Here is a 13,405-nt window from a genome sequence, read left to right on the forward strand (position 1 = left end):
CCGTCTCAACAAGGAGCAAACCCATGGGCCCCCGACTGTTCCCGCGTCACTCACGCCAACGCAGCGCCGCGCGGTACGCGGCAGTGCCGATCCTCTGCGGCGTCCTCATTGCCCCCGTTTCCGCCTTCGCCGCCGATCCCGACGGCCCGGAGTCCACCACGTGGGGAATCGGGCTGGGGGTGGCCGGAACGCAGAAGGCCTATACCGACATCGACCGCGAGTACACGCCCATCCCGCTACTGCGCTACGAGAACAAGTATCTGCGCTTCTTCGGCACGACGCTGGAGGCAAAGCTGCCCGGACTGACCCTCAGCGAAAGCCAGGAGCTCCGGTTCGGTCTCATCGCCCGATACGACGGCGCGGGCTACGAAGCAGACGACTCCTGGGCGCTCGATGGCATGGACGAGCGCAAGGGCGGATTCTGGGCCGGCGCGAAAATCGAATGGCGCAGCGATATCGTCAACCTCCATGCCGAGTGGACGCACGACATTTCCGGCCACAGCAAGGGCCAGAGCCTGAGCCTGGGCGCCGAGCGCACCTGGCAGCTGAGCCAGCGCCTCTCGCTCACGCCACGCGTCGGCGCCACCTGGCACGACGACAAATACGTCGACTACTATTACGGCGTGCGTGCCCACGAGGCCCTCGCCTGGCGTCCCGCCTATGAAGGCAAGTCCGGTTTCGATACGGAAGTCGGCCTGCAGGCGGTCTATGACTTCAACAAGCACCACTCCGTCATGCTGGATCTCCAGCTCACCCGCCTGTCTTCAGACGCCAAGGACAGCCCCCTGGTGGACCGGTCGACCGAGAACCGCGTTTTCCTGGGCTATATGTACCGCTTTTGATGAACCGAGTACTTCTGATCGAAGATCACGAGCACCTGGCGAGGCTGATATGCAAGGGGCTCGCGGCGTCCGGCATCGCCGCGGACGTCGCGGAACGCGGCGAATCCGCCTGGAGCGCGATACGCCAGTTCCCCTATCAGGCCATGGTGCTCGACCGCGGCCTGCCGGACGGCGACGGACTCCTGCTGCTGAAGCGCATGCGCCAGGCCGACCTCGCCATTCCCTGTCTCATGCTGACCGCCCGCGACGCGCTGCACGACCGGGTGCAAGGCCTTGAAGCCGGGGCGGACGACTACCTCCCCAAGCCGTTCGAGATGGCCGAGCTGGTGGCGCGGGTCCGGGCCTTGCTGCGCCGCCCGTCCTTGAGCCAATCGCTGCAGCCGGGCTACGACGACCTGATGCTGAACCCGGAGGCCGGGACAATGTGTTGCGGCAGCGAATGCGTCACGCTGGCGCCGGCGGAAATGCAGATCATGCTGCTCCTGGTGCGCCGGCAAGGCGACGTGGTGCGGCGTGGCGCCATGGAGGGAGCCGGCTGGGGGCTGAACGAGGCCGTCACGCCCAATGCACTGGACGTCGCCCTGCATCGCATGCGCCGCAAGCTGGCCGCGATCGGATCGCAGCTGCGGATCGTCAACATGAGAAGCCATGGCTATGCGCTGCGCAAGAGCGAGCCGGCTGAATAGCCTGGCATTCAAGATCTTCCTGGCATACGTTGCGGGCGCGGCGCTCAGCATCGCGCTGCTGCTGGCGTTCGGCGCCCTGCACAAGGACCGCCTCCCCGGGATGGAGCTGGAGGATCGTGCGCATGACCTGGGGCGCAGGCTGCAGTTCGGTGAAGGCGGCCTGCCGGTCGGCTTCCAAGAAGACGAGTCCCATCCGCTGTGGATATACGACAGCCTGCACCGGGAGACGGCCTATCGGGTGATCGACGAAGAGGGCCGGGTGATTCTCTCGTCTGCCGGCGCACGCACCTGGCCCGATGACGCGGATGCGTCCAGGCCGAAGCCGGGCAGCTTCAGCTACACCGTGGATGGCATGCTGGTCCGGGGCGCGACCGAGCCGATCGAACACGACGGCAGGACCTGGTTCGTCCAGCTGACGGCCAGCAACCGGATCATCGACTTCCTGCATCAGGGGTTTGCCCTGCCGTTCATCCAGCTCGGCATCGAGGTATTCAGCCTGATACTGCTTTTCGTATTCGGCATCTGCGCGTTCATCACGCTCAAGTATTCCCTGAAGCCATTGCGCCAGGCGTCGGAATCGGCGGCGGCCATTTCCCCGCGGACATTGCAGGCGCGGCTGCGCGTAGACCAGATGCCTTCGGAGATCGCACCCCTGGTGAACAGTTTCAACCAGGTGCTGGAACGCCTGGAGCAGGGCTACCGCATCCAGCAGGAGTTCCTGGCCACGGCAGCGCACGAGCTGAAAACGCCGCTCACCCTGATCCGTTCGGAAATCGAGCTGGCGCAGGTGGACGAGGAAACCCGGGAGTCGCTGCTCAGGCACACCGGCCACCTGGCCCGCCAGGTCCAGCAGCTGCTGCTGCTCGCGGAAGCCAGTGAGCCTCTCAGCTACGACTTCGCCGACGTCGATGTGTTCGACGTGGCCCGCGAGTGCACGGGCTACCTGGAAAGACTCGCCGTATCGGCCAGGGTACGCCTCACTGTGGGCGGCGCCGATACCGGCGCCAGATGGCGCGCGGATCGTGGTGCGCTCTTCACGCTGCTGAAGAATTTGCTGGAGAATGCCATCCAGCATGCCCCGCCGGGCACGGAGGTCCATACGGAAATCCGCGCCGACAGCTTCAGCGTCCGCGATCACGGGCCGGGTGTCGATCCGGAGCAACTGCCCCTGCTGTTCGCCAGGTTCTGGCGCGGCCCGCACCGCCGCGACCTCGGCGCGGGGCTGGGGCTGGCGATCTGCCAGGAAATCGCCATGGCCCATGGCTGGACGCTGTCGGTCCACGGCGCAGAGCCCGGCCTGATCGTGAAAGTGTCCCGCAACGCATCCGCAGACCGGCAGGCGCCTGACGCTCCAGGCGATTCCGCGGGCTGATAGACCCACAACATGGGCGCACAATCTCAAGGCACGAGCCGCGTCGACGCGTTCTCCGAGATCAGCCCACAATGGAGCGTGACGACGGCGTTCTGGAGCACATGCACCGGTCCGTCGATGAAATCGCACGCCAGCAGGTTGTCGGGGCCGCTTTTGCGCGCTGAAGCAACGTTGACGTTCACCTTGACAGGGCCATCGATCCACGCGAGCCTGCCTGCGGATACGGTGGATCCACTGATGTGCGCATGGGCGTTGTCCAGGTCCGGGATATCGACTTGCTCGTCTTCCGGGTTCAGGTCGATCTGTCCGACTTCATCGGCGTGCTTTTCCGCGCCACGCCTGGGGTCGCCATAGTAAGAGGCATACGCAACCAGCGACTCGCCCTTGCGGGCAAGCTCGGCGCTTGCCTGACGGGAAAGCGCAATGCGGATGTCGAAGCCCAGCTCGACCGCGTGGGCTGAGATCGGCAGCGCGAGAATGGCCAGCGCCACCCCGATTCGGGCAGATGCACGCCTCTTCACGATTCCTGCCTCCTGGCATCGCCAGCCAGGCCGACGCTGGCGGAAGACGTGTCCGTGGCGCGCTTCCGTTGCCGGAATGCCGTCTCGTAGACTTCCTCCGTGCGGCGCGCGAAGTCGCCCACGGAAAACTCGGCCACGCTCTTCTGCCGGGCCGCCATGCCGAGGGGCGCGAGCCGCCCGGGGTCATCGAGGATTTCTCCCAGGACTTCCGCGACCCCGTCCGGCGCATGGCTGGGCACGATCCAGCCGTCGACCCGGGGGGTGACATTCTCCGGCAGGCCTCCCGCATTCGAGACGACGACGGGCAGGCCCATGGCCATCATCTCCCGGCAAGCGATCGAGATGCCCTCCCGCCGCGAGAGCACGAAGCCGACGTCCAGCGCGGCCAGGAACGGTCGGACATCATCCAGGTGTCCCGTGAAAACGACACGATCCTGCACTCCGGTGGCTGCCAGTTCCTCCTGCTGTCTCGCGCTAATTCCGGAGCCTGCCAGGGCAATGTAGATTCCCTCGCCATCCGGTCCGAGGCGCCGCACGGCCCTGACCATGTCGATCCAGCCCTTGTAATCGTCCGTGCCGGCATTGCTGCCCAACAACAAGCGGCAATCGCGGGCGCGGGCGCCCAGCAGGATCTCGCGCTGGGCCGCCCTGGCATGCGCCGGCCATGGCGAAAACCGGCCGGTGTCCACGCCGTTGGCAATGGCGGAGATCGGCCGCAGCGCGTAGGGCGATTCGCGCAGCATCTGCGCAACGTGCCAGGAAACGCCGATCGCGTGGTCGGTTCCCAACCTTGCCCGTATCGCCGGCCCGAAGCGGGAAACGGGCACATCGTTGTGCTTGGTGAAAACGATCGCAGGCCGCATGGCCCCCAACCCCAGGCAGGCCAGCAGCACAGTCCGGTGATCCGACGAGCCGTTGACGTGGACCACGTCGACCCGTTGTTCGCGTATCAGCCTGCGTAGCCGCCGCGCACCGGCCAGGCGCTGAGGTATGCGGTTCGCATACGACTGGTCCACCACCTGAACGCCATCGATCCGCCGGGCTTCGCGGTTGAGGGCACTGCCGGCAGGGCTTGCCACGATGATCCGATGGCGCCGCACCAGTTCCTCGATCAAGGACAGGATGTAGACAGAGTGCCCGCCCTTGCCTGGGGAGGCATGAAAGTTCGTATAAAGAATGTTCATGCGGAGTCGGGAAGCGGGGCGGAACAGAATCGCGCCTTGCGGTCCTCATGGCCGGTCAGGCACTTGTGCAGGAACTGCAGCATGTTCGTGCTGCCGGATATCGGTACCCTGGGAAGGCAGAACATGTCATCGCAAAGCCTGGCGCGGCCGCGCAGCGTCGACGTGGCGCTGATGTAGCCCGCCCTGCTTGCCATGCGACGGTGTTCCGGCCGGTGTTCACCATAGGGATAGCAGAATGCACGCACCGGCGCCCCCACGATCTGTTCGAGAACCTGGCGTGGCTGGGCGATCTGGCGGTTCGCTTCGGCCTCGTCGAGTTCGGGAAGGTGCACGTGGTCTATGGTGTGCGCGCCAATTTCCTGCCCCGCCGCATGCCAGGCCTGTATTTCGGAAGCGTTCATGAGCGCCGCGCGCGGAATGCCCTTGGGCAAGTCCCATGCATTGACCCCGCCTACCTGCCCGCTGACGACATATGTCGTCGCGGTGAAATCGAGGCTGGCGAGGATGGGCAGGGCATTGCGGAACACATTGCAATAGCCGTCGTCGAATGTGATTCCGAATACCCTGCCGTGCCGCTGTCCTGCCAGGTATGGCATGAGGTCGCGCATCGACAGCCCGCGATACCCCATGCGGCGCATCCATTGCATCTGTGAGCGAAAGCGCGAGGGATGCACGACAAGTCCGCGCAGCGGCGTACCCGCGGGAGGCGCGTCCCCGATCTGGTGATACATCAGGATGGGAATCGATGCTGTCATCGGCGTGTGAAGGACGATCTACCGGAGGCGCCTGGCCTGACCGGACTGTTCATCCCTCCTACACTACCGTCACTGCATCAGAAAACTTCATGCATATCGCTGGAATATCAAATTAATGGCATGACATTCCGGACAGACAGAATTCTCCCATGCGGGCGAAGCACATCAGTTGTTGCTTACGGGGCCGAGGAAGTGTTTAGCCCGATGCTCGCGACGAAGCTCCCTGGGCGTGACCCCCCACGCCCGTCGCATCGAAGAAGTCAGGTGGGAATTGTTGACGAAGCCACTTTCACGCGCGATTTCCTCCAGGGAATGAGGGGTCGTGATGATCAATTGACGCGCGTACTGCAGGCGCGCAGAGATCACGTACTGGTATGGAGTCACTCCCACTGCCTGCTTGAAAGCGCGGGAGAAATGCCCGGGCGAGATGTTCACCAGCCTTGCCAGCTTTTCCAATGTAATGACGCTGGTCAGGTTGCTGAGCACGTAATCGTTGACCTGGCGCCATGCGCGGGAGGACAGCCCTCCGCGCGCCGGCGTGCGCGCCAAACGGCTCAGCGTGGAGTGATGACGCAGGATGTGGGTACCGAACAGGGTTATCCACGCGTCGATGGCTTCTTTGTCGGCGATGTTCTGCGACTGGACCTCGCAGCGCAGCGCCATGGCGTAGGACAATGCCTTGGTGTCGATGCACCCCAGGTGCGGGATGAACAACTCGAATGTTTCGTTGTCGAACTCATTGCCTGCCAGGCGCAGCAGGCGTTCCTCGCTGAAGGCAAGGAGCAGATTGTGCTTCGGCTGGGTCCATTCGGCATGCACCTCTGAGTTCTTGGGAAGGATCTCCAGAGATCCCACGCTTGCAAGGCCGCGAACGCGACTGTCGCTGTTGACCGCCAGACATCGTTCCGGCTGCGCCGTGTAGTGCACGATGAAACAGTGCGCTGGAGCTCGATAACTCAGCACCTCTCCCTCTGCGGGGGGATTAGGCGTGGTGGTTATCGTCAGGCCAGCGCCATCGCATTCGAATTTCGGTCCCCATTCATCCGGTATCGTGTCTAGCAGCTTCTTGACGGACATTATCGGAAAGTAGCTTTTCTAGGAGCCATCAGGACAATTACGAACCCCGCTATTCACTGATTCACGGAAACCAACCCCATTGCGAGGTTGAGCGAATGCACCTGCCGCTCCTGCGGAACAGGGCCGATTTGGTTTTCTCTGCCAGCGTGGAAGCGCGACCCGGGCCACGTGGCCGTTGCCTACGACCCACGAACATGGCCCGATCCGGAAGATACGAGACAGGAATCATCTTTTCATATTCGTCGCTGCGCGCCCCACAACGAAATACGCCTGCCATCCCCGCGACAGCATGGACGAGCGGCGACAGGGCCAAAGGCTGACTCAGCCTTCAACTAATAGCACAGAACCCCTGGCCCCCCTATCCGCCTGCCCCGCGGGATGCGCAGAATATGCGGTTTTTCTGATAAATCGGGATATCCTGACACTGGCGATATCCGCACCATGGCCGATCATGCCGGGATGCATCACGAAGATACGGAATATGTCTTCATCTGTCGCCAGGCGCCTGATTATCGAAATGTCGCCGCATTGCCAGATTTCTCCCTGAACATCTCGGCATTTCCCCCCGGCTTCCCCGCCTCGGGTTCATGCCAGCGGCCGCGCGTTCCTATACTGCAGAAAATCAGATAACGCAGGTTTGCGAACGCCACATCCGTGACCAAAGCCACACCCGCTTCCAGCATCGGCATGCGAGGCAGACCGCCTGTATCCGACGCAGCGGCTTGCCACTGAAATATACCCACAACATAGGCGCAATAGAATTTTTCCCTTCCCCGGGAACCCTATCGAGGCCCCCTTCCATGCAGGCGTTTCTACCCTTCACGAAGCCAGCCATCGGCGAAGCGGAAATCGCCGCGGTCAATGAAGTTCTCAGGTCGGGCTGGATCACCACCGGCCCCCGGAACCAGGAGCTGGAACGACGCTTCTGCGAGGCCTTCGGCTGCCAGCACGCCGTGGCGGTGTGCTCCGCAACGGCCGGCATGCATGTCGCCTTGATGGCGCTGGACATCGGACCTGGCGACGAGGTCATCACGCCTTCGCAGACGTGGGTGTCCACGATCAATCTCATTACGCTGCTGGGCGCCCGCCCCGTTTTCGTGGACGTGGACCGGCATACGCTGATGACCGATGCGTCGCGCATCGAGCCCCTGATCACGCCGCGCACCAAGGCCATCGTCCCGGTGCACTACGCTGGCGCGCCGGCCGACATGGACCCCATCCGCGCCCTCGCCGGGCGCCACGGCATCGCGGTCGTCGAGGACGCCGCTCACGCGGTGGGCACCCGCTATCGCGACCGCTGGATCGGCCAGCAGGGCACCGCGGTGTTCTCGTTCCATGCCATCAAGAACCTGACCTGCGCGGAAGGCGGCATGGTGGTCACGGATGATGCCGGGCTGGCCGACAAGGTGCGCATGCTGAAGTTCCACGGGCTGGGCGTCGACGCCTTCGATCGCATGACCCAGGGCCGCAGGCCCCAGGCCGAAGTCATCATGCCCGGGCTGAAGTACAACCTGCCCGACATCAATGCGGCGATTGCCCTGGTGCAGCTGGAGCGCCTGCCCGAACTCAACGCGCGGCGCGCCGAGCTGGCGGCCCGCTACCGGGCGCGCCTGGCTGCGCTGCCGCTCACGCCGCTGGCCATTCCCGATTACCCGCACACGCATGCATGGCACTTGTTCATGGTGCGCGTCGACCCGGAGCGTTGCGGCCTGGACCGCGACCAACTGATGCAGCGCCTGCAGGAACGGCAGATCGGCACCGGGCTGCACTTTCGTGCGGCCCATACCCAGAAGTACTACCGCGACCGCTATCCGGCGCTTTCACTGCCCGATACGGAGTGGAATTCCGCGCGCCTGTGCACGCTGCCGCTGTTTCCCGACATGCGCGACGAAGACGTGGACCGCGTGGCGCAGGCCCTTGCCGACATCCTGGAGTAGCCCTCTTGCGTGCCCCATCCATCCGGCTGGTATCGATCGTCATCCCGGTCTACAACGAGATCGGCAACCTGCCCCAGCTGATCAGCCGGCTGGGCGCAGCCTGTGCCAGGCTGCCGCAGGCCTACGAGATCATCCTGGTCGACGACGGCAGCCGCGACGGCTCCACCGAACTGATCAGCGAGGCCGCCGGCCAGGACCAGCACCTGGTTGGCGTGCTGCTGAACCGGAACTACGGGCAGCATGCCGCCATCATGGCCGGCTTCCAGACCGCCAAGGGCGACCTGATCATCACGCTGGATGCCGACCTGCAGAATCCGCCCGAGGAGATCCCGCGCCTGGTGGCGGCTGCCGAAGAGGGCCATGACGTGGTCGGCACGGTGCGCCGCAACCGGCGCGACACCCTGTTCCGCAAACTGGCATCCCGGGTCATCAACTTCTCGGTCAAGAAGGCCACGGGCGTCACCATGACGGACTACGGCTGCATGTTGCGGGCGTACCGCCGGCATATCGTCGACGCCATGCTGGCGTGCCAGGAACGCAGCACCTTCATCCCCATACTGGCCAACAGTTTCGCCCGCCGCACGACCGAAATCGACGTGGCCCACGCGCAGCGCGAGCACGGCACCTCCAAGTACAGCCTGATGCGCCTCGTCAATCTCATGTATGACCTCGTCACCTGCATGACGACCGCGCCCCTGCGGATGCTCAGCATCGTGGGCAGCGCGGTGGCCGTCATCGGCTTCCTGTTCTCGCTCGCGCTGATCCTCATGCGCGTGCTGCTGGGGCCGGAATGGGGCGCGGACGGGGTCTTCGTGCTCTTCGCGATCCTGTTCACCTTCGTCGGCGTGCAGATCCTGGGCCTGGGCCTGCTGGGCGAATACATCGGGCGCATGTACACCGACGTGCGCGCGCGCCCGCGCTATTTCATCGACCGTATCGTGCGGGCAGCGCCGCAAGCCATCGAGGGTATCCAGGCATGAAGGTAGCCGTCTTCGCCTACCACGACATCGGCTGCATCGGCATCGAAGCGCTGCTGCGCGCAGGCCACGAGATCGTGGCCGTGTTCACGCATGCGGACGATCCGGGGGAAAACCGGTTCTTCGACTCCGTGGCGCAGCGCTGCGCCGAGCGCGGGCTGCCGGTGCATTCGCCCGAGGACGTCAATCACCCCATCTGGGTTCAACGCCTGCGCGAGCTCGGGCCGGACGCGATCTTCTCGTTCTATTACCGCCACCTGCTCAAGCAGCCCATCCTGGACATCGCCCCGGCAGGCGCCTTCAACCTGCACGGCTCGCTGCTGCCCGCCTATCGCGGCCGGGCGCCGGTGAACTGGGTGCTGGTCAACGGCGAGCGCCAGACGGGCGTCACCCTGCACCGCATGGTGGCGCGGGCCGATGCCGGCGACATCATGGGCCAGCGTGCCGTCGACATCAGCGACGACGACACCGCGCTCACCTTGCACGGCAAGGTGCGCGAGGCGGCACGTGTGCTGCTCGACGAAACGCTGCCGCGCCTGTTCGATGGCCGGATCACCCCGATCCCGCAGGACGAAAGCCGCGCCAGCTACTACGGACGCCGCACGCCGGCCGACGGCGAACTGCACTGGCAGCAGCCCGCCCGGCGCCTCTACGACCTGGTGCGGGCGGTTGCCCAGCCCTACCCCGGCGCGTTCACCTTCGCAGGAGACCGCAAGCTCACCGTCTGGAAGGCGCGCCACGAGCCCGCCCCCCTGGCCCGGCCCGCCGGCACCGTGGTGTCGGTGGAGCCGTTCAAGGTGGCCTGCGGCGACGGCGTGCTGGAAATCGTGGCCGGGCAGGAAGACGGCGGGGTCTACCTGCGCGGCGCGCAGCTGGCGCGGGAGCTGGGCCTGGTGGAGGGCATGCGGCTGGGCCCCCGGGCCGGCAGCGCCAGGAACCGCACCACGCGTGTCCTGATACTGGGCGTGAACGGCTTCATCGGCAACCACCTGATCGAACGCCTGCTGCGCGAAGACGAGTACGAAGTCTACGGCCTGGACATCGGCTCCAGCGCCATCGCGCGCTTTCTCGGGCATCCGCGCTTCCATTTCGTGGAGGGCGACATCAGCATCCACACCGAGTGGATCGAGTATCACATCAAGAAGTGCGACGTGGTGCTGCCCCTGGTTGCCATTGCCACGCCCGTGGAATACGTGCGCAACCCGCTGCGCGTGTTCGAGCTGGATTTCGAGGAGAACCTCAGGATCGTCCGTTACTGCGTGAAGTACCGCAAGCGCATCATCTTCCCCTCCACGTCGGAGGTGTACGGCATGTGCGACGACGACGAATTCGACGAGGACACCTCGCGCCTGATCGTGGGCCCGATCAACAAGCAGCGCTGGATCTATTCCACCTCCAAGCAACTGCTGGACCGCATCATCTGGGCGTACGGCAAGAAGGAAGGCCTGCGCTTCACGCTGTTCCGTCCGTTCAACTGGATAGGCCCGCGCCTGGACAGCCTGAACTCCGCACGCATCGGCAGCTCGCGCGCCATCACGCAGCTGATACTCAACCTGGTCGACGGCACGCCGATCAGGCTGGTGGACGGCGGGGCGCAGAAGCGCTGCTTCACCGACATCGCCGACGGCATCGAAGCGCTGTTCCGCATCATCGAGAACAAGGGCGGCGCCTGCGACGGCGAGATCATCAATATTGGCAACCCCGACGGGGAGGCCAGCATCCGGGAGCTGGCCGAACTGCTGCTGGCCAAATTCGACAGCCATCCGCTGCGCCGCCACTTTCCCCCGTTCGCCGGCTTCAAGATCGTGGAAAGCCGCGTATTCTATGGCGCAGGCTACCAGGACGTCTCGCACCGCCGCCCCAGCATACGCAAGGCTCGCCGCCTGCTGGGCTGGGCGCCCACGGTGCATCTGGAACAGACCGTGGGCAATACACTGGATTTCTTCCTGACGGAAACCCTGGAAGCCGGAGCGGCGCATGTTGCAGACGGGCCTGAGGATTGACGTGGACACCTACCGCGGCACACGGGACGGCGTGCCGCGGTTGCTGGACATCCTGCAGAAGCATGGCGTGCGCGCCACGTTCTTCTTCTGCGTCGGCCCCGACAACATGGGGCGCCACCTATGGCGCCTGCTCAAGCCCCGCTTCCTGGCCAAGATGCTGCGGTCGAACGCGGCGTCTCTGTACGGCCTGGACATCCTGCTGGCCGGCACGGCCTGGCCCGGCAAACCCATAGGCAAGCACCTCGGGGCATTGATGCGCGAGGCCGACGCCTGCGGCCATGAGATCGGCCTGCACGCCTGGGACCACCATGCATGGCAGATGGGGGCCGGGCGCTGGAGCGAGGCCCAGCTGGTCGCGCAGATACGCCGGGGCGTGGACGCCTTGAACCACATCCTGGGCCGCGAAGTCGATTGCTCGGCGGCTGCAGGCTGGCGTGCCGACGCCATGGCGGTGCAGGCCAAGTCCCATTTCGGTTTCCGGTACAACAGCGACTGCCGGGGCTGCGGGCCGTTCCGCCCGCTGCTCCCCGATGGCCGGCCCGGCGCCCCCCAGATCCCGGTGGACCTGCCCACGTACGACGAAGTGGTGGGCCGGGCTGTCACGGCTGACGACTACAACCGGCTCATCCTCGACCTGTTGCTCGCGTCGGCGCCCGCGCCGCACGTCTACACCGTGCATGCGGAAGTCGAGGGCATCGCCATGGCAGACCGCTTCGATGCCTTGCTGGCCCAGGCCCGTGCCGGCGGCGTCGGGTTCCAGGCGCTGGGCGACCTGCTGCCCGACGATGTCGCGGCGCTGCCCACGGGCCGGGTGGTCCGCGGACAGGTGCCCGGGCGGGAAGGCTGGCTGGGCTGCAGGGCGGACGCATGACGGACTTTGCCCTGGTGCTGCTGGTGTCGGTGCTGACCTGCGCGGGCCAGATGCTCCAGAAGCAGGCGGTCCGGTCATGGCAGGGCAGGCCCGCCACACGGCCATGGCGCAGGCTGGGCTCGCCGTGGCTCATCGGCGGGCTGGCGGCACTGGGCTGCGCCATGGCGGTCTGGCTGTATGTGCTGCACCGCATGCCGCTCGGCGTCGCATACCCGATGTTGAGCATGAACCTCGTGCTGGTGCTGCTGGGCTCGCGCGTTTTCTTCGGGGAACGCATCACGCTCCGCAACTGGCTGGGCGCGGCTGCCATCATCCTGGGCCTGTTCCTGCTGGGCGGATCGGCATGAGCGGCCATCTCTACGTGCTGGCCAGCATCGTGCTGACCACCTTGGCGCAGCTGTGCATGAAGTGGGGCGTGATGCACCTGCATGACATCGCCCTGACCCGCTCGTTCGCGCTCGACCACGCCATGCAGCTGTCCGCCATCGCCGGCGGCGTCCTGTGCTATGCCGCGTCGCTGCTGGGCTGGCTGGCGGCCCTGCGGCACCTGCCATTGAACGTCGCCTATCCCATGCTCAGCATCAGCTATGCGCTGGTGTACCTGTTGGCGGTTTGCATACCGTCCTTTGGCGAGACCCTCACGCCGGGCAAGACCTTGGGCGTCCTGTGCATTCTGCTGGGCGCCATCCTGATCGGCGCCAAGCCGCCTCCGGCGTTGCGCTGACGCGCCGCCACGAAAGCGTTTTCGCCAGGCATCGTCTCAATCCTGAGGGATTGCGCAGGCCAGGTCCCCTTCCTCGCATTGCATGTAGCCCCTGAGAGCAGCCGTGCGGCGCGTCGTGAGATCGGCCATGCACTGCGCCATCAACATGGGGTAGACCGAGCCACCATCCGCATTCCCCGTTGCCAGCGCGCATTCGGCGTCCCGGAATGCGATCCAGGCGCGCTGCGCCGCGACCAGCCGCTGGTGCTGTGCCTTGTCGGTCTTCAGTCTGGCCAAAGCCGTCTTGTACGTGGCGTTGAGCTCGGCGTCGGCATGGTCGTACGAGGCGGCCTCGCATTGGTTCATGGCCGCCTGGGTGCTGGCATTGCCGCAAGGTTGCTGCTGCGAGAAGGCATGCATCGGTGCCGCTGCCAGGAGCAGGGCCAAGAGTACCGGGTGTCCATGCATGGGTTGACC

14 protein-coding genes are annotated in these 13,405 nt (G+C 65.3%); 9 read left to right on the forward strand and 5 right to left on the reverse strand.

Translation table 11 applies throughout. From position 1 onward, the window contains the following. Window positions 1–83 precede the first annotated feature (83 nt). From ACYBYQ_RS18845 to ACYBYQ_RS18855, 3 genes are read left to right on the forward strand one after another with little or no spacing between them, the layout of a single operon-like run. Window positions 84–842, forward strand: coding sequence for a MipA/OmpV family protein (locus tag ACYBYQ_RS18845; RefSeq protein ID WP_459615948.1), 759 nt, complete (start codon window positions 84–86; stop codon window positions 840–842). Further along, window positions 842–1,528, forward strand: coding sequence for a response regulator transcription factor (locus ACYBYQ_RS18850; protein ID WP_459615949.1), 687 nt, complete (start codon window positions 842–844; stop codon window positions 1,526–1,528). Before ACYBYQ_RS18845 ends, ACYBYQ_RS18850 begins: the two co-directional genes overlap by 1 nt. After that, window positions 1,491–2,900 carry an ATP-binding protein gene (locus ACYBYQ_RS18855; RefSeq protein WP_459615950.1) on the forward strand — a complete coding sequence of 470 codons (1,410 nt, stop codon included), beginning with the start codon at window positions 1,491–1,493 and terminating at the stop codon, window positions 2,898–2,900. The genes ACYBYQ_RS18850 and ACYBYQ_RS18855 overlap by 38 nt, the downstream gene beginning before the upstream one ends. A 26-nt stretch (window positions 2,901–2,926) precedes the next feature. On the opposite strand, the gene ACYBYQ_RS18860 is transcribed toward ACYBYQ_RS18855, so the two are convergent. The 4 genes from ACYBYQ_RS18860 to ACYBYQ_RS18875 all read right to left on the reverse strand — a co-directional run bounded on the left by ACYBYQ_RS18860 (window position 2,927) and on the right by ACYBYQ_RS18875 (window position 6,437). Beyond that, a complete protein-coding gene (locus ACYBYQ_RS18860; RefSeq protein ID WP_459615951.1) occupies window positions 2,927–3,391 on the reverse strand; it encodes a hypothetical protein in 465 nt (154 codons plus the stop codon). A gap of 26 nt (window positions 3,392–3,417) precedes the next feature. Further along, window positions 3,418–4,605 carry a glycosyltransferase family 4 protein gene (locus ACYBYQ_RS18865; RefSeq protein ID WP_459615952.1) on the reverse strand — a complete coding sequence of 396 codons (1,188 nt, stop codon included), beginning with the start codon at window positions 4,603–4,605 and terminating at the stop codon, window positions 3,418–3,420. Beyond that, entirely contained in the window at window positions 4,602–5,336 is a 735-nt protein-coding gene (locus ACYBYQ_RS18870) for a polysaccharide deacetylase family protein (RefSeq protein WP_459615953.1), read from the reverse strand. The genes ACYBYQ_RS18865 and ACYBYQ_RS18870 overlap by 4 nt, the downstream gene beginning before the upstream one ends. 189 nt (window positions 5,337–5,525) lie before the next feature. Further along, window positions 5,526–6,437, reverse strand: a complete 912-nt coding sequence (locus ACYBYQ_RS18875) for a helix-turn-helix domain-containing protein (protein WP_459615954.1) — start codon at window positions 6,435–6,437, stop codon at window positions 5,526–5,528. Window positions 6,438–7,237: 800 nt separating this feature from the next. Here ACYBYQ_RS18875 and arnB point away from each other — a divergent pair. The 6 genes from arnB to arnF are packed head-to-tail and all read left to right on the forward strand — an operon-like array spanning window position 7,238 to window position 12,949. Next, entirely contained in the window at window positions 7,238–8,374 is a 1,137-nt protein-coding gene (arnB, locus tag ACYBYQ_RS18880; RefSeq protein WP_459615955.1) for a UDP-4-amino-4-deoxy-L-arabinose aminotransferase, read from the forward strand. 5 nt (window positions 8,375–8,379) lie between these two features. Continuing rightward, window positions 8,380–9,354, forward strand: a complete 975-nt coding sequence (arnC, locus tag ACYBYQ_RS18885; RefSeq protein ID WP_459615956.1) for an undecaprenyl-phosphate 4-deoxy-4-formamido-L-arabinose transferase — start codon at window positions 8,380–8,382, stop codon at window positions 9,352–9,354. Continuing rightward, the gene (gene arnA, locus ACYBYQ_RS18890) at window positions 9,351–11,354 is read left to right on the forward strand and encodes a bifunctional UDP-4-amino-4-deoxy-L-arabinose formyltransferase/UDP-glucuronic acid oxidase ArnA (protein ID WP_459615957.1); all 2,004 of its coding nucleotides are present in this window, start codon (window positions 9,351–9,353) and stop codon (window positions 11,352–11,354) included. Before arnC ends, arnA begins: the two co-directional genes overlap by 4 nt. Next, window positions 11,329–12,225: a 4-deoxy-4-formamido-L-arabinose-phosphoundecaprenol deformylase gene (gene arnD / locus ACYBYQ_RS18895; RefSeq protein ID WP_459615958.1), complete on the forward strand. Its 897-nt coding sequence runs from the start codon at window positions 11,329–11,331 to the stop codon at window positions 12,223–12,225. The genes arnA and arnD overlap by 26 nt, the downstream gene beginning before the upstream one ends. After that, window positions 12,222–12,572 (forward strand): EamA family transporter, encoded by a 351-nt coding sequence (locus ACYBYQ_RS18900; protein WP_459615959.1) that lies wholly within the window; start codon window positions 12,222–12,224, stop codon window positions 12,570–12,572. Before arnD ends, ACYBYQ_RS18900 begins: the two co-directional genes overlap by 4 nt. Beyond that, window positions 12,569–12,949, forward strand: a complete 381-nt coding sequence (arnF, locus tag ACYBYQ_RS18905) for a 4-amino-4-deoxy-L-arabinose-phosphoundecaprenol flippase subunit ArnF (protein ID WP_459615960.1) — start codon at window positions 12,569–12,571, stop codon at window positions 12,947–12,949. The genes ACYBYQ_RS18900 and arnF overlap by 4 nt, the downstream gene beginning before the upstream one ends. A gap of 36 nt (window positions 12,950–12,985) precedes the next feature. Here the strand turns inward: arnF and ACYBYQ_RS18910 are convergent, their stop codons facing one another. Continuing rightward, window positions 12,986–13,396: a lysozyme inhibitor LprI family protein gene (locus ACYBYQ_RS18910; RefSeq protein WP_459615961.1), complete on the reverse strand. Its 411-nt coding sequence runs from the start codon at window positions 13,394–13,396 to the stop codon at window positions 12,986–12,988. Window positions 13,397–13,405: the final 9 nt, after the last annotated feature.

The sequence above is a fragment of the Bordetella sp. 2513F2 genome (genome assembly GCF_054642735.1).